Source organism: Streptomyces seoulensis (genome assembly GCF_022846655.1).
Taxonomy (GTDB): Bacteria; Actinomycetota; Actinomycetes; order Streptomycetales; family Streptomycetaceae; genus Streptomyces.
Genome location: NZ_AP025667.1, coordinates 1,798,190 through 1,813,034 on the forward strand (window position 1 = coordinate 1,798,190; position 14,845 = coordinate 1,813,034).

Here is a 14,845-nt window from a genome sequence, read left to right on the forward strand (position 1 = left end):
CTAGGGAGGCGCGGCGGCGCTCAGGCGCGGGGGTGCTCGAAATCGGCCTCGCGGGGCCGGTGCAGCGGCAGCCAGCGCTCGGCGTAGGCCACCGCGTCCGCGACCGGGAACAGCCGGGCCTCGGCCGCTCCGACCCGCCCGCGCACGACCGGGCGGTCCCGCTCGAAGTCGTGGCCCAGCTCACCGAAGCGGTGGGAGGTGATGGACACCTCGGTCACCGTCTCCCAGCCGCCGGGGCCGGGCCGGCCGACCGCCACCAGCGGCGCGGGTATCCGGTATTCGGCCAGGTGGAAGCTGGTGCAGGCGTCGTAGCCCGCGCCGAGCAGCAGCACCCGGGCGCCGAGGCGCTCCAGCCGGGCCAGCGGGCTGTTCTCGCCGAGGCGGCAGTCCGGGGCGTGCCTCTCGGTGATCTCGGCCGCGCGGGGGCCGAGCGCGGCGAAGGAGGTCTGCGGGTGGGCGCTGCGCAGGGCGCCGGGCCAGGTGCGCACGGTCTCCGGGATCACCCCCACGCCGCGCGAGGGGGTGGTGCGCGGGTCGTAGGCGGGCATGGTGGCCCGGACCGTCTCCCACCACGCCGGGGGTACCGGGGGCGCCTGCCACAGCTCGGGGTCGGAGAGGTCGGCGGACTGGGTGGGGACCACCAGGGTGCCGTCCGGGCCGAGGGCGTCGAGCAGTCCCTGGACGGCGGCGACGGCACCGCCGTTCACCCAGCCGAGGGAACTCAGCGAGGAGTGCGCGAGGAGGATGTCGCCGGGCTTGACACCGAGGTGACGTAGCTGCTGGGCGAGGGTGTCGCGGGTGATCAGGGGGCCGTTCGGGACGGGGGTCGGCATGGCGCGGAGTCTGCCCGGCGGGGATCGGTGGCGCCAGCGGTTTTGCCTGGTGAGAGGCGCCGTGCTGATCGCCCGGGAGATCGTTTCCGCAGGTCAGGTTAGGTGCACCTAAGTGACGCAGGGCACCGTCGTTCGGTCCCGGTCCGGCTTGTCAGGCCCCGAGGAATTACGCAACAATAGCGTTGTGAAAAACGTCGGCGAGGCTCGGGAGACCCCCACGGGGCCCCAGGAAGAGCTAGCGACCGGTGAGCATTCGACGCGCAACCGGGTCGCGCGGTCCATCCTGGACCACGGCCCGTCGACCGTCGCCGAACTGGCCGGCCGGCTCGGCCTCACCCAGGCCGCCGTACGACGGCATCTGGACGCGCTGGCCGCCGACGACATCGTGCAGGCCCGCGAGCAGCGGGTGTACGGCGCCCGCACCCGCGGCCGCCCCGCCAAGGTCTTCGCCCTGACCGCCTGCGGCCGGGACGCCTTCGACCAGTCCTACGACCAGCTCGCCGCCGACGCCCTGCGCTGGATCGCCGAGCGCGAGGGCGGGGGAGAGGCCGTCGCGGCCTTCGCCCGCGCCCGTATCGCCGCCCAGGCCGACGCCTACCGCGCGGCCGTCGAGGGAGTCGAACCCGACCGCCGCGCCGAAGCCCTCGCCAGGGCCTTGACCGCGGACGGGTACGCTGCTACGGCACGCAGTGCCCCCCTCCCGCAACAGGGTGAGCAGCTCTGCCAGCACCACTGTCCGGTCGCACACGTCGCCGAGCAGTTCCCCCAGCTCTGCGAGGCGGAGACCGAGTTCTTCGCCGAGCTGCTGGGAACCCACGTCCAGCGACTGGCGACCATCGCCCACGGCGACGGCGTCTGCACGACGTTCATCCCCAAGATTTCCAAGTCCGATCAGAGCCACCACGCAAGCACGGCCGGGAGGAACCCCGCATGACGCTCCCCACGGAGACTGCCCACCCCGAACTCGAGGGTCTGGGTAAGTACGAATACGGCTGGGCCGACTCCGACGTAGCCGGCGCCTCGGCCAAGCGCGGTCTGAGCGAGGCCGTCGTCCGCGACATCTCGGACAAGAAGTCCGAGCCGGAGTGGATGACCAAGCTCCGCCTCAAGGGCCTGAAGCTGTTCGAGAAGAAGCCCATGCCCAACTGGGGCTCCGACCTCTCGGGCATCGACTTCGACAACATCAAGTACTTCGTGCGCTCCACGGAGAAGCAGGCGGAGTCCTGGGAGGACCTGCCCGAGGACATCAAGAACACCTACGACAAGCTGGGCATCCCCGAGGCCGAGAAGCAGCGCCTCGTCGCCGGTGTCGCCGCCCAGTACGAGTCGGAGGTCGTCTACCACCAGATCCGCGAGGACCTGGAGGAGCAGGGCGTCATCTTCCTGGACACCGACACCGCCCTGAAGGAGCACCCCGAGCTCTTCAAGGAGTACTTCGGCACGGTCATCCCGGTCGGCGACAACAAGTTCGCGTCGCTGAACACGGCCGTGTGGTCCGGCGGCTCCTTCATCTACGTGCCGAAGGGCGTGCACGTGGAGATCCCGCTCCAGGCCTACTTCCGGATCAACACCGAGAACATGGGCCAGTTCGAGCGGACGCTGATCATCGTCGACGAGGACGCCTACGTCCACTACGTCGAGGGCTGCACCGCGCCGATCTACAAGTCGGACTCGCTGCACTCCGCGGTCGTCGAGATCATCGTCAAGAAGGGCGCCCGCTGCCGTTACACGACCATCCAGAACTGGTCGAACAACGTCTACAACCTGGTCACCAAGCGCGCCGTCGCCTACGAGGGCGCGACCATGGAGTGGGTCGACGGCAACATCGGCTCCAAGGTGACCATGAAGTACCCGGCCGTCTACCTGATGGGCGAGCACGCCAAGGGCGAGACCCTCTCCATCGCCTTCGCGGGCGAGGGTCAGCACCAGGACGCCGGCGCCAAGATGGTCCACATGGCTCCGAACACGTCGTCCAACATCGTCTCCAAGTCGGTGGCGCGCGGCGGCGGCCGTACCTCCTACCGCGGTCTCATCGAGATCGGCGAGGGCGCGGCCGGATCGAAGTCCAACGTGCTGTGCGACGCGCTGCTCGTCGACACGATCTCCCGCTCGGACACCTACCCCTACGTCGACGTCCGCGAGGACGACGTCTCCATGGGCCACGAGGCGACCGTCTCCAAGGTCTCCGAGGACCAGCTCTTCTACCTGATGAGCCGCGGCCTCTCCGAGGACGAGGCGATGGCGATGATCGTGCGCGGCTTCGTCGAGCCCATCGCCAAGGAGCTGCCCATGGAGTACGCGCTGGAGCTCAACCGGCTGATCGAGCTGCAGATGGAGGGCGCGGTCGGCTGACCCGCCGTCCCGCACCTCGTCAAGCCACATACGCACAGGAAAGCGAGCACTACGACAGCCATGGCTGAGGCTCAGAACATCCCCGTGGGGTCGACCACCGCGGGCTCGATCGCGGTCGCCGCCGAGTCGACCGTCGCCACGCGCATGAGCGCGCCCCCCTCCTTCGACGTCGCGGACTTCCCCGTCCCGCACGGCCGTGAGGAGGAGTGGCGGTTCACCCCGCTGGAGCGCCTGCGCGGCCTGCACGACGGCACCGCGGTCGCCAGCGAGGGCCTGAAGGTCGTCGTCGAGGCCCCCGAGGGCGTCACCGTCGAGAACGTCGGCCGTGACGACGCCCGGCTCGGCAAGGCCGGCACCCCGGTGGACCGCGTCGCCGCCCAGGCGTACTCCGCCTTCGAGCAGGCGTCGGTCGTCACCGTCCCCAAGGACACCGTCCTCACCGAGCCGATCCGCATCGCGGTGCACGGCGAGGGCGGCACCGCCTTCGGCCACCAGGTGATCGAGCTCGGCGCCTTCGCCGAGGCCCTCGTCGTCATCGACCACAGCGGTGACGCCGTGCTCGCCGCCAACGTCGACTACGTGCTCGGCGACGGCGCCAAGCTGACCGTCGTCTCCGTCCAGGACTGGGACGACAAGGCCGTGCACGTGGCCCAGCACAACGCCCTCGTCGGCCGCGACGCCTCCTTCAAGTCCGTGGTCGTCACCTTCGGCGGCGACGTCGTCCGCCTGCACCCGCGCGTCAGCTACGCGGGCCCCGGCGGCGAGGCCGAGCTGTTCGGCCTGTACTTCACGGACGCCGGCCAGCACCAGGAGCACCGCCTCCTGGTCGACCACAACACCCCGCACTGCCGGTCCCACGTCGTCTACAAGGGCGCGCTCCAGGGCGAGGGCGCGCACGCGGTCTGGATCGGTGACGTGCTCATCGAGGCCAAGGCCGAGGGCACCGACACCTACGAGATGAACCGCAACCTCGTCCTCACCGACGGCTCCCGCGTCGACTCGGTCCCCAACCTGGAGATCGAGACCGGCGAGATCGTCGGCGCCGGCCACGCCTCCACCACCGGCCGCTTCGACGACGAGCAGCTCTTCTACCTGATGGCCCGCGGCATCCCGGAGCACGAGGCCCGCCGTCTGGTGGTCCGCGGCTTCTTCGCCGAGCTGGTCCAGCAGATCGGTGTCCCGGACATCGAGGAGCGCCTGCTCACCAAGATCGAGGAGGAGCTGGAGGCCGCGGTCGCATGACGACGACCTTCCAGCGCGCCTGCGGACTGAGCGAGCTGTCGGAGGACACCCCCAAGCGGGTGGAACTCGACGGCACGCCGGTCTCGGTCGTGAAGACCGAAGGGGAGGTGTACGCGATCTACGACATCTGCTCGCACGCGAACGTCTCCCTCTCCGAGGGCGAAGTGGAGGACGGGCAGATCGAGTGCTGGCTGCACGGCTCCTGCTTCGACCTCCGTTCCGGCAAGCCGTCCGGCCCGCCCGCGACGCGCCCCGTCCCCGTATACCCCGTAAAGATCGAAGGGGACGACGTGCTCGTCTCCCTCACCCAGGAGTCCTGAGGCACCCATGGCAACGCTTGAAATCCGAGACCTGCACGTCACCGTCGAGGCCGACAACGCCACGAAGGAGATCCTCAAGGGCGTCGACCTCACCGTGAAGCAGGGCGAGACGCACGCCATCATGGGCCCCAACGGCTCGGGCAAGTCGACCCTCGCCTACTCGCTCGCGGGTCACCCGAAGTACACGATCACCGGCGGCACCGTCACCCTCGACGGCGAGGACGTCCTCGCCATGTCGGTCGACGAGCGCGCCCGCGCCGGCCTGTTCCTCGCCATGCAGTACCCGGTCGAGGTCCCCGGCGTCTCGGTCTCCAACTTCCTGCGCACCTCCGCCACCGCCACGCGCGGCGAGGCCCCCAAGCTGCGCACCTGGGTGAAGGAGGTCAAGGAGGCCATGGAGCGTCTCCACATGGACCCCTCCTTCGCCGAGCGCAACGTCAACGAGGGCTTCTCCGGCGGTGAGAAGAAGCGCCACGAGATCCTCCAGCTCGAGCTGCTCAAGCCGCAGGTCGCGATCCTGGACGAGACCGACTCCGGCCTCGACGTCGACGCCCTGCGCATCGTCTCCGAGGGCGTCAACCGCGTCCGCGAGACCGGCGAGACCGGCACCCTGCTGATCACGCACTACACGCGCATCCTGCGCTACATCAAGCCGGACTTCGTGCACGTCTTCTCCGGTGGCCGCATCGTCGAGTCCGGCGGTCCCGAGCTGGCCGACAAGCTGGAGAACGAGGGCTACGAGGCTTACACGAAGGGTGGCGTATCCGCGTGACACAGCTGCCGGGCCTCCTCGACACCGAGGCGCTGCGCAAGGACTTCCCGATCCTGGACCGCCAGGTCCACGACGGGCGCAAGCTCGTATACCTGGACAACGCGGCGACCTCGCAGAAGCCGCGCCAGGTGCTGGACGCCTTGAGCGAGTACTACGAGCGCTACAACGCCAATGTCCACCGCGGCGTGCACGTCCTCGCCGAGGAGGCCACGGCGCTGTACGAGGGCGCGCGTGACAAGGTCGCCGACTTCATCAACGCGCCCAGCCGCGACGAGGTGATCTTCACCAAGAACGCCTCCGAGTCGCTCAACCTCGTGGCCAACATGCTGGGCTGGGCCGACGAGCCCTACCGCGTGGACCACGAGACCGAGATCGTCATCACGGAGATGGAGCACCACTCCAACATCGTGCCGTGGCAGCTCCTCGCGCAGCGCACCGGCGCGAAGCTGAAGTGGTTCGGTCTCACCGACGACGGCCGTCTCGACCTGTCCAACATCGACGAGATCATCACCGAGAAGACGAAGATCGTCTCCTTCGTGCTGGTCTCCAACATCCTGGGCACGGTCAACCCGGTCGAGGCGATCGTGCGCCGCGCCCAGGAGGTCGGCGCGCTCGTCTGCATCGACGCCTCCCAGGCCGCGCCGCACATGCCGCTGGACGTGCAGGCGCTCGGCGCCGACTTCGTGGCCTTCACCGGCCACAAGATGTGCGGTCCGACCGGCATCGGTGTGCTCTGGGGCCGCCAGGAGCTCCTGGAGGACCTGCCTCCGTTCCTCGGCGGCGGCGAGATGATCGAGACGGTGTCGATGCACTCCTCGACCTACGCGCCCGCGCCGCACAAGTTCGAGGCGGGCACGCCCCCGATCGCCCAGGCGGTCGGTCTCGGTGCCGCCATCGACTACCTGAACTCGATCGGCATGGACAAGATCCTCGCCCACGAGCACGCGCTCACCGAGTACGCGGTGAAGCGGCTGGGCGAGGTCCCCGACCTGCGCATCATCGGCCCCTCCACGGCCGAGGACCGCGGCGCGGCGATCTCCTTCACCCTCGGCGACATCCACCCGCACGACGTGGGCCAGGTCCTCGACGAGCAGGGCATCGCGGTCCGCGTCGGCCACCACTGCGCGCGGCCCGTCTGCCTGCGGTACGGAATTCCGGCGACCACCCGGGCGTCGTTCTATCTGTACTCCACGCCCGCCGAGGTCGACGCACTGGTCGAGGGGCTGGAGCACGTACGGAACTTCTTCGGCTGAGAGGCGTGGTCTGACACCGTGAAGCTGGATTCGATGTACCAGGAAGTCATCCTGGACCACTACAAGAACCCGCACGGGCGTGGTCTGAGGGACGGCGACGCCGAGGTGCACCACGTGAACCCGACGTGCGGCGACGAGATCACCCTCCGGGTGAGGTACGACGGCACGAAGGTCGCGGACGTCTCGTACGAGGGCCAGGGCTGTTCCATCAGCCAGGCCTCGGCGTCCGTGCTGAACGAACTGCTGGTGGGCAAGGACCTGCCCGAGGCACAGAAGATCCAGGAGACCTTCCTGGAGCTGATGCAGTCCAAGGGCCGGATCGAGCCCGACGACGCGATGGAGGAGGTGCTGGAGGACGCGGTCGCGTTCGCCGGCGTCTCCAAGTACCCCGCGCGGGTCAAGTGCGCCCTCCTGAGCTGGATGGCGTGGAAGGACGCGACGGCCCAGGCACTGGGTGACGCCGACGTCGAAAGGAAGACGGCATGACCGACACCGCTGAGATGAAGCCGGCCTCGGAGGAGGAACTCCGCGAGGCCCTGATGGACGTCGTCGACCCCGAGCTGGGCATCGACGTCGTCAACCTCGGCCTGATCTACGGCATCCACATCGACGACTCCAACGTCTGCACGCTCGACATGACGCTGACCTCCGCGGCCTGCCCGCTGACGGACGTCATCGAGGACCAGGCCAAGTCCGTCACCGACGGCCTGGTCAGCGAGCTGCGCATCAACTGGGTCTGGATGCCGCCGTGGGGCCCGGACAAGATCACCGACGACGGCCGCGAGCAGTTGCGGGCGCTGGGCTTCAACGTCTGAGGCTTTCTCGTCGACGGCGGGGCTCTCCCCTGTCGAGTGGGGCGGCGGTGCCTTCGGGCACCGCCGCCTTCGCGTTCCCGGCGCGTGCCGCCTCGGTTAGGCCGCCACCCCACCCCCACGTTAGGTTTTCCGCATGACCGACACTGCTTCCCGTACCACCGGCGCCGTCGCCGCCGGTCTCGCCACGATCGCCGCCGACGGCACCGTTCTCGACACCTGGTTCCCGGCTCCCGAGCTCGTCGCCGAGCCCGGTCCCTCCGGCAGCGAGCGGCTGTCCGCCGACCGGGCCGCCGAACTGCTGGGCGACAACGCGGTCTCCGCGCTCGGCCCGGACGCCCGGCGTGGCGTCGAGGTGGTCGCGGTCCGTACGGTCATCGCCTCGCTGGACGAGAAGCCGATCGACGCGCACGATGTCTACCTGCGCCTGCACCTGCTCTCCCACCGCCTGGTCAAGCCGCACGGCCAGAGCCTGGACGGCATCTTCGGCCACCTCGCCAACGTCGCCTGGACCTCGCTCGGCCCGGTCGCCGTGGACGACGTCGAGCAGGTGCGGCTGAACGCCCGCGCCGCCGGCCTGCACCTCCAGGTCACCTCGATCGACAAGTTCCCCCGCATGACGGACTACGTCGCCCCCAAGGGCGTGCGCATCGCCGACGCCGACCGCGTCCGCCTCGGCGCGCACCTCGCCGAGGGCACCACGGTCATGCACGAGGGCTTCGTCAACTTCAACGCCGGCACGCTGGGCACCTCCATGGTCGAGGGCCGCATCTCCGCGGGTGTCGTCGTCGGCGACGGCTCCGACATCGGCGGCGGCGCCTCCACCATGGGCACCCTCTCCGGCGGCGGCAACGTCATCATCGCCATCGGCGAGCGCTGCCTCGTCGGCGCCGAGGCGGGAGTCGGCATCGCGCTGGGCGACGAGTGCGTGGTCGAGGCCGGCCTGTACGTCACGGCGGGCACCCGCGTGACGATGCCCGACGGCCAGATCGTCAAGGCCCGCGACCTGAACGGCGCCTCCAACATCCTCTTCCGCCGCAACTCGGTCACCGGCGCGGTCGAGGCCCGGCCGAACAACGCGGTGTGGGGCGGGCTGAACGACATCCTGCACAGCCACAACTGACCTGCTCAGGCTGTGGCTTGCGGCGAGCGCCCTTCCGAGGCCGTGGGACGGCCGGGGAGGGCGCTCGTGCGTGTGCCTCTCCCGGCTGCCGCTCGCGGGAGCGCCCCGCGACGCGTGGCTGCGGGGCGCGTGGTGAGGGTCAGTCGACCATCTGCCCGGCGAACGAACCGCCCTTGCAGGTGTTGGTCGCCCAGTCGACCGTTCCGCCGCCCTGCTCGCACTCACCCGGGGTGAGGCTGGCTGCGGTGGCGGTCGCGGCGCTGGTGAGGCCGAGGCCGGCGAGGGCTGCCGTGGCGAAAAGGGCAGCGATGATTCGTCGAATGCGCATGTGGTTCGCCTTTCACGGATTGCCTCGGTTGGGACGTAATCAGCTTAATGTTCCGGTGGGTGACCCGTCCTGTTGGGCCGTTCGGGTGGCACGACGTGTGGGGGCCGCCGTCGAACGCCGTCCAGCAGCCAGCCCAGATACCGCCCGATCTCCCGCGCCTCCCCGCCGCCCAGTTCCGCCGCCGACGCGATGCCGTGGGCGAGGCGGAGGAGTTCGGCCGGGGTGATGTCGGGGCGGAGGGTGCCCTCCTCCTGGGCGGACCGGACCAGGCGGGCCGCCGTGCCGTTCACCACCGTGCCGCAGGCCGTCATGGGTGCGTCGGCGTCGGTCACAGCCGAGCCCAGGAGGGACTTCAGGCCCCGGACCTGGATCGTCGCCACGCAGACCTCGTGGAGCCACTCCGTCAGCGCCTCACCCGGGGGCAGGGCGCGGGACAACTCCTCGCCGCGCTCGCCCAGGGCGTCGACGCGGGCCGAGTACGCCGCCTCCAAGAGGGCCCGACGGGTGGGGAAGTGGCGGTAGAGCGTGCCGGAGCCGACGCCCGCGCGTCTGGCGATGTCGTCCAGGGAGGCGTTCTCACCGTGTTCGGCGAACGCCGACGCCGCCGCGGTCAGCAGGCGTTCACGGTTGCGCCGGGCGTCCGCCCGCATGGGCCTGGGGTGGGGCATGCGGGTGCTTCCTGTCGGGCGGGAGGGGGCTGGCCCCCGGAGTCTAGCCCCGCCGCTGCCGCTTCCACGGCCCCGTGATCGCCAGCATGATGCCCGGCTGCTGGATGTTGGCGAAGAGGGTGCGGCCGTCGGGGGAGAAGGTCACACCGGTGAACTCGCTGTACTCGGGGGCGGCTTCGGTGCCGATGTTCAGCTCGTTGCGCGCGATCGGGTACGTACGGCCGCTGTCGGTCGCGCCGAACAGGTGCTGCGCGCCCTCGCCGTCCTCGGCGATGACCAGGCCGCCGTAGGGGGAGACGGTGATGTTGTCGGGGCCGTCGAGGGTGCCCCCGGTGCCGAGCAGCACCTTCAGGGTCAGCGTCCGGCGCCGGGGGTCGTAGAACCACACCTGGCCGTCGTGCTGTACGGGGCTCTCCTCGCGGGCGTAGGAGGAGACGACGTAGACCCCGCCGTCGCCCCACCACATGCCCTCCAGCTTGCGGGCCCGCGTGACCTGGCCGTCCGCGAACTGCTTGCGCACCGGCACCGTACGCGCGTCCCGGTCGGGGACGTCGACCCAGTCCACGCCGTACACCGTGCCGGTCCGCGTCGCGCGTGAGAGGTCGTCCACGAAACGGCCGCCGGAGTCGAAGCAGCGGAACGCCTGGAGGACACCGGCGTCGTCGGCGAGGGTGCGCAGCCGGCCCCGGCCGTGGTGGAAGCCCTCCGGCGGGCTCCAGCGGTAGAACAGGCCGTTGGGGCCGGACGCGTCCTCCGTGAGGAAGAGGTGGCCCCGCTTCGGGTCGACCACCACGGCCTCGTGGGCGTAACGGCCCAGCGCCTTCAGCGGCTTGGGAGCCCGGTTGGCCCGGCGGTCGGCGGGGTCGACCTCGAAGACGTAGCCGTGGTCCTTGGTCATGCCGTTCTGCCCGGCCCGGTCCTCGGTCTCCTCGCAGGTCAGCCAGGTGCCCCACGGGGTGCTGCCGCCCGCGCAGTTGGTGGACGTACCGGCGATGCCCACCCACTCGGCGACCTGGTCGCGCCTGACCTCCACCACCGTGCAGCCACCCGCGGCCGCCGGGTCGTACACCAGGCCCTCGGTGAGCGGCACCGGGTGCTCCCAGTCGGCGCGCGGGCCCTTCAGCTCATGGTTGTTCACCAGCAGCACCGCGCCGCGCGGACCGGCGAAGGCGGCCGTGCCGTCGTGGTTCGACGGGGTGGACTCGCCCGACTCCAGCCGGGTCCGGCCGCTGTACGTCACCACCCGGTACGAGAAGCCCGCCGGGAGCGCGAGGACGCCGTCCGGGTCGGGGACGAGCGGGCCGTACCCGATGCCGGGGTGGCCGTGCGCGTCCTCCGCGCCGTCGAGGTCCGTCGCGGCCAGGGCCTGCGGGGCGGTGGCGAGGGCACCGACGCTGCCCGCGAGCACCACCCCGGCACCGGTGACCGCGGTCGATCTGGCGAAGTCCCTGCGGGTGAGTGACATGGTCTCTCCTGTGACGGTCGGGATGCCCGTAGCAGAGGGCGACGGTGGCGGGGCCTCGTTCGGCCGACACACTCCCGCCCGTCGCTGAACGGGAGTTGAACACCGCACCGCGCCCAGGACACCGCTGCCGTACACCCCTGGAGGCAGCAGTCCGTCCCGTCAGTTCCCCTGCTGCGACCGCGCCTTGAACGCCGCCTTCCGCGCCTCCTTGGCCACCCGCTTGTCCGGGTGCAGCCGCCCCATCGCCTCCAGCACGTCCGCCGTCGCCGGGTGCTCCACCCGCCAGGCCGCCGCGAAGAACCCGCTGTGCTGCTCGGCCAGCCCCTCGACCAGCGCCTGCAGCTCCTCGGAGTTGCCCTCCGCCTGGAGCTGCGCCGCGATCGTGTCGACGGTCAGCCAGAAGACCAGGTCCTGCGAGGGCGCGGGCACGTCCGGCGCGCCCCGCTCGCTCAGCCAGACCCGGGCGAGACCGCCCAGCTCCGGATCGTCCAGCACCTCCCGCAGCGCGGGCTCGGCCGCCGCCCCGACCAGCGACAGCGCCTGCTGGCAGCGGAGCCGCCGCAGCGGCGCCCCGCTGTCCGCACCCCGTGCGGCCGCCAGCAGCTCCCGCGCGGCGGCCAGGGGGTCGCGGGTGCCGAGCCACAGCTCGGTCTCGGCGCGGGCCGCGAACTCGCCGTAGGACGCGGTGCCGTCGAGGAGCGCGTCCGCGCCCTTGTCGGCCAGCTCGCCCACCGCCGGAGCCTCGAACCCGGCCTCCAGCAGTCGTGCGCGCAGCCCGTACAGGCCGAGGGGGGTCAGCCGGACCATGCCGTAGCGGGCGATGTCCTCCTCGTCGGCCGGCTCGGCCGGCTCCTCCTCGGCTCCGGCCATCAGCGCCTCGTCCACCGGCCGGTACTCCACCAGACCGATCGGCTCCAGCATCCGGAACTGGTCGTCCAGCTTCATCATGATGTCGGAGACCCGCTCCAGGACGTCGTTGCTGGGCTCGTCCAACTCGTCGGGGACGATGGTGGACGCGGCCAGCGCGGGCAGCGGCACCGGGTTCTCGCCGGGGCCGTCCTCACCGACGGTCAGCAGGTATAGGTTGCCGAGGACGCCGTCGAGCAGCTCCGCCTCGCCCTCGGGGTCCCAGTCGAGTGACGAGAAATCGATCTCGCCGCCCTCCTCCAGCGCGGCGGCCAGGTCGTCCAGATCGGGCACCCCGGCGTCCGCGACGACCGTCTCCAGCGCGGCGAGCCAGAGCGTCAGCACGTCGTGCGGGGCGCCGGTCAGCAGGGCCAGGTCCGCGCCGGGGGCCACGGTGCCGGCCTCCTCGTCGGTGATCTCGACCAGGCCGGTGTCCACCGCGATCCGCCACGCCTCGGCGGCGTACGCGGCGGCGTCGTCCCCGGTCAGCGCGAGTAGTTCGGCGGCCGCGGGCAACTGCTCCTCGACCAGGCTGCCGCCGTCGTCGACGCGGGTCTCAGGGCCCGCCCAGCGGGCGAGACGGGCGGCGCGGGAGAGCAGCGGGGTGGACAGCGCGGCACGCGCCAGCTCCGCTTCGGGACGCAGCCGTACGGGCGGCAGGGGGGAGCTGTCTGACATCGGCTGGTTCTCCTCGGACCGGGAAAGCACTCAACCCCTCAGCGTAGACGGGTTTGGCCGCAAGCAGCCCGGTTCCGGCCCCCGCCACCCCTCGTACGTGGCCGAAACCTTGACAACTCCAGTTGCCAGGCAGGAGATTGACGCGCGTAGAGGTGGGGGGACAACTGTTCACTCGGCTCTATGCGTGTCACAGAGGGCGACGAGCCCCACACGCTGTCGTGCACTCCCGTCCCGGCGTTCCGTCATGTTCCCCGGAGGAATCCCCTTGCCGAGCAGGACTTCCGCGCGTCTCGCCGCGCTCACCGTCGCCGCCGTGTGCGGCGCCGCGTCCGCCGTCGTCGCCACCTCGCCCGCGCACGCCGACTCGGTGCGCGTCCACGACATCCAGGGCACCACCCGCCTCTCGCCGTACGCGGGCAAGCAGGTCGCCGACGTGCCCGGCGTGGTCACCGCCGTACGCACCTACGGCTCGTCCAAGGGCTTCTGGCTCCAGGACCCGGCCCCGGACGCCGACCCCGCCACCAGCGAGGGCGTCTTCGTCTTCACCAGCTCAGCGCCGAAGGTCGCGGTGGGCGACGCGGTCACCGTGGGCGGCACCGTCTCGGAGTACGTGCCGGGCGGCACCGCCTCGGGCAACCAGTCGGTCACCGAGATCACCAAGCCGGCCGTCGCCACCGTGTCCAACGGCAACGCGGTCCCGGCCCCGGTCGTGATCGGCAAGCGCTCGGTGCCGGAACGATACGCCCCGGCCGGCGACGCGGCCGCGAACAACTCGGTCAACGCCCTCCCCCTCGCGCCCGCGGCCTACGCCCTCGACTACTACGAGTCGCTGGAGGGCATGAACGTCCGGGTCGGCGACGCGCGCGTGGTCACCGGCACCGACCCGTACAGCGAGCTGTGGGTCACGGTGAAGCCGAACGAGCACCGCACGAGCCGGGGCGGCACCGTCTACGGCTCCTACGACTCGCAGAACACCGGCCGCCTCCAGGTGCAGTCGCTCGGTGCGACCGAGGACTTCCCGAAGGCGAACGTCGGCGACACCCTCGCCGGCGCCACCACCGGCCCCCTGGACTTCAACCAGTTCGGCGGCTACACCCTGGTGGCGAGCAGCCTGGGCACGTTGAAGAGCGGCGGGCTGGAGCGGGAGACGACGCGCGCGCAGGCGCGCGGCGAGCTGGCGGTGGCGACGTACAACGTCGAGAACCTCGACCCGTCCGACGCCACCTTCGACGCCCACGCGTCCGCGATCGTGAACAACCTGCGCTCGCCCGACATCGTGTCCCTGGAGGAGATCCAGGACGACAACGGCGCCAAGGACGACGGCACGGTGAGCGCGGGCGCGACGGTCGGCAAGCTGATCGACGCCATCGTCGCGGCGGGCGGTCCGCGCTACGACTGGCGCTCCATCGACCCCGTCGACAAGCAGGACGGCGGCGAGCCCGGCGGCAACATCCGGCAGGTGTTCCTGTTCAACCCCGAGCGGGTGTCCTTCACCGACCGCGCCGGCGGCGACTCCACCACGGCGGTCGGGGTCGCCAAGGACCGGGGCAAGGCCCGGCTGACGGTCTCGCCCGGCCGGATCGACCCGGCGAACACGGCGTGGGCCAACAGCCGCAAGCCGCTGGTCGGTGAGTTCGTCTTCCGTGGCCGGACGGTCTTCGTGGTCGCCAACCACCTCAACTCCAAGGGCGGCGACCAGCCGCTGACCGGGCAGTACCAGCCGCCGGTGCGCAGCTCCGAGACGCAGCGGCACGCGCAGGCGACGGAGGTGAACACCTTCGTCAAGGACCTGCTGCGCATCCAGAAGGACGCGGACGTCATCGCGCTCGGGGACATGAACGACTTCGAGTTCTCCGACACCGCGAAGATCCTGGAGGGCGACGGGCAGCTCTGGTCGGCCATCAAGTCGCTGCCCCGCAAGGAGCGTTACACCTACGACTACCAGGGCAACGCGCAGGTGCTCGACCAGATCCTGATCAGCCGGGAGATCCGTCGCGGTTCCTTCGCCTACGACAGCGTGCACATCAACTCGGAGTTCCACGACCAGATCAGCGACCACGACCCGCAGGTGCTGCGTTTCCGCCCCTGACCCT

15 protein-coding genes are annotated in these 14,845 nt (G+C 70.9%); 10 read left to right on the forward strand and 5 right to left on the reverse strand.

All coding sequences use genetic code 11. The features are described from left to right. Positions 1-20 precede the first annotated feature (20 nt). Positions 21-833, reverse strand: coding sequence for an aminoglycoside N(3)-acetyltransferase (locus HEK131_RS08220; RefSeq protein ID WP_244334236.1), 813 nt, complete (start codon positions 831-833; stop codon positions 21-23). A 184-nt stretch (positions 834-1,017) separates the two neighbouring features. Here HEK131_RS08220 and HEK131_RS08225 point away from each other — a divergent pair, with 184 nt between their 5' ends. The 9 genes from HEK131_RS08225 to dapD all read left to right on the forward strand — a co-directional run bounded on the left by HEK131_RS08225 (position 1,018) and on the right by dapD (position 8,707). Then, positions 1,018-1,767: a helix-turn-helix transcriptional regulator gene (locus HEK131_RS08225; RefSeq protein ID WP_244334237.1), complete on the forward strand. Its 750-nt coding sequence runs from the start codon at positions 1,018-1,020 to the stop codon at positions 1,765-1,767. Further along, on the forward strand, positions 1,764-3,185 hold the full coding sequence (gene sufB, locus HEK131_RS08230; protein WP_161146789.1) for a Fe-S cluster assembly protein SufB: 1,422 nt from the start codon (positions 1,764-1,766) through the stop codon (positions 3,183-3,185). The genes HEK131_RS08225 and sufB overlap by 4 nt, the downstream gene beginning before the upstream one ends. A gap of 60 nt (positions 3,186-3,245) precedes the next feature. Then, positions 3,246-4,427 carry a Fe-S cluster assembly protein SufD gene (gene sufD / locus HEK131_RS08235; RefSeq protein ID WP_217461594.1) on the forward strand — a complete coding sequence of 394 codons (1,182 nt, stop codon included), beginning with the start codon at positions 3,246-3,248 and terminating at the stop codon, positions 4,425-4,427. Beyond that, positions 4,424-4,747 (forward strand): non-heme iron oxygenase ferredoxin subunit, encoded by a 324-nt coding sequence (locus HEK131_RS08240; protein ID WP_030815347.1) that lies wholly within the window; start codon positions 4,424-4,426, stop codon positions 4,745-4,747. The genes sufD and HEK131_RS08240 overlap by 4 nt, the downstream gene beginning before the upstream one ends. Before the next feature lie 7 nt (positions 4,748-4,754). Next, positions 4,755-5,519: a Fe-S cluster assembly ATPase SufC gene (gene sufC, locus HEK131_RS08245; protein WP_161146791.1), complete on the forward strand. Its 765-nt coding sequence runs from the start codon at positions 4,755-4,757 to the stop codon at positions 5,517-5,519. Continuing rightward, positions 5,516-6,772, forward strand: coding sequence for a cysteine desulfurase (locus tag HEK131_RS08250; RefSeq protein ID WP_217461593.1), 1,257 nt, complete (start codon positions 5,516-5,518; stop codon positions 6,770-6,772). The genes sufC and HEK131_RS08250 overlap by 4 nt, the downstream gene beginning before the upstream one ends. 18 nt (positions 6,773-6,790) lie before the next feature. After that, a complete protein-coding gene (sufU, locus tag HEK131_RS08255; protein WP_217461592.1) occupies positions 6,791-7,258 on the forward strand; it encodes a Fe-S cluster assembly sulfur transfer protein SufU in 468 nt (155 codons plus the stop codon). Further along, positions 7,255-7,587 carry a metal-sulfur cluster assembly factor gene (locus tag HEK131_RS08260; RefSeq protein ID WP_030815359.1) on the forward strand — a complete coding sequence of 111 codons (333 nt, stop codon included), beginning with the start codon at positions 7,255-7,257 and terminating at the stop codon, positions 7,585-7,587. The genes sufU and HEK131_RS08260 overlap by 4 nt, the downstream gene beginning before the upstream one ends. A 133-nt stretch (positions 7,588-7,720) precedes the next feature. Further along, a complete protein-coding gene (gene dapD / locus HEK131_RS08265; RefSeq protein WP_244334238.1) occupies positions 7,721-8,707 on the forward strand; it encodes a 2,3,4,5-tetrahydropyridine-2,6-dicarboxylate N-succinyltransferase in 987 nt (328 codons plus the stop codon). A 139-nt stretch (positions 8,708-8,846) separates the two neighbouring features. Here dapD and HEK131_RS08270 read toward each other — a convergent pair whose 3' ends face one another. From HEK131_RS08270 to HEK131_RS08285, 4 genes are all read right to left on the reverse strand, one after another. Beyond that, positions 8,847-9,035 (reverse strand): hypothetical protein, encoded by a 189-nt coding sequence (locus HEK131_RS08270; protein WP_217461590.1) that lies wholly within the window; start codon positions 9,033-9,035, stop codon positions 8,847-8,849. A gap of 44 nt (positions 9,036-9,079) precedes the next feature. After that, complete coding sequence (locus HEK131_RS08275) at positions 9,080-9,703, reverse strand: TetR/AcrR family transcriptional regulator (RefSeq protein ID WP_244334239.1); 624 nt, start codon at positions 9,701-9,703, stop codon at positions 9,080-9,082. A 43-nt stretch (positions 9,704-9,746) separates the two neighbouring features. Beyond that, positions 9,747-11,168, reverse strand: a complete 1,422-nt coding sequence (locus HEK131_RS08280; RefSeq protein WP_244334240.1) for an alkaline phosphatase PhoX — start codon at positions 11,166-11,168, stop codon at positions 9,747-9,749. A gap of 159 nt (positions 11,169-11,327) precedes the next feature. Next, complete coding sequence (locus HEK131_RS08285) at positions 11,328-12,752, reverse strand: hypothetical protein (RefSeq protein ID WP_244334241.1); 1,425 nt, start codon at positions 12,750-12,752, stop codon at positions 11,328-11,330. Between the two features lie 265 nt (positions 12,753-13,017). On the opposite strand from HEK131_RS08285, the gene HEK131_RS08290 reads away from it, so the two are divergent. Further along, positions 13,018-14,841, forward strand: a complete 1,824-nt coding sequence (locus HEK131_RS08290; protein ID WP_244334242.1) for an endonuclease/exonuclease/phosphatase family protein — start codon at positions 13,018-13,020, stop codon at positions 14,839-14,841. The last annotated feature ends 4 nt before the right edge of the window (positions 14,842-14,845 follow it).

What these genes read in the sequence shown, in the direction of transcription:
- dapD (WP_244334238.1), top strand. Translation starts at nt 7,721, where the DNA reads ATGACCGACACTGCTTCCCGTACCACCGGCGCCGTCGCCGCCGGTCTC.
- HEK131_RS08270 (WP_217461590.1), bottom strand. Translation starts at nt 9,035, where the DNA reads ATGCGCATTCGACGAATCATCGCTGCCCTTTTCGCCACGGCAGCCCTC.
- HEK131_RS08275 (WP_244334239.1), bottom strand. Translation starts at nt 9,703, where the DNA reads ATGCCCCACCCCAGGCCCATGCGGGCGGACGCCCGGCGCAACCGTGAA.
- HEK131_RS08220 (WP_244334236.1), bottom strand. Translation starts at nt 833, where the DNA reads ATGCCGACCCCCGTCCCGAACGGCCCCCTGATCACCCGCGACACCCTC.
- HEK131_RS08285 (WP_244334241.1), bottom strand. Translation starts at nt 12,752, where the DNA reads ATGTCAGACAGCTCCCCCCTGCCGCCCGTACGGCTGCGTCCCGAAGCG.
- HEK131_RS08280 (WP_244334240.1), bottom strand. Translation starts at nt 11,168, where the DNA reads ATGTCACTCACCCGCAGGGACTTCGCCAGATCGACCGCGGTCACCGGT.
- sufC (WP_161146791.1), top strand. Translation starts at nt 4,755, where the DNA reads ATGGCAACGCTTGAAATCCGAGACCTGCACGTCACCGTCGAGGCCGAC.
- sufD (WP_217461594.1), top strand. Translation starts at nt 3,246, where the DNA reads ATGGCTGAGGCTCAGAACATCCCCGTGGGGTCGACCACCGCGGGCTCG.
- HEK131_RS08260 (WP_030815359.1), top strand. Translation starts at nt 7,255, where the DNA reads ATGACCGACACCGCTGAGATGAAGCCGGCCTCGGAGGAGGAACTCCGC.
- HEK131_RS08240 (WP_030815347.1), top strand. Translation starts at nt 4,424, where the DNA reads ATGACGACGACCTTCCAGCGCGCCTGCGGACTGAGCGAGCTGTCGGAG.
- sufB (WP_161146789.1), top strand. Translation starts at nt 1,764, where the DNA reads ATGACGCTCCCCACGGAGACTGCCCACCCCGAACTCGAGGGTCTGGGT.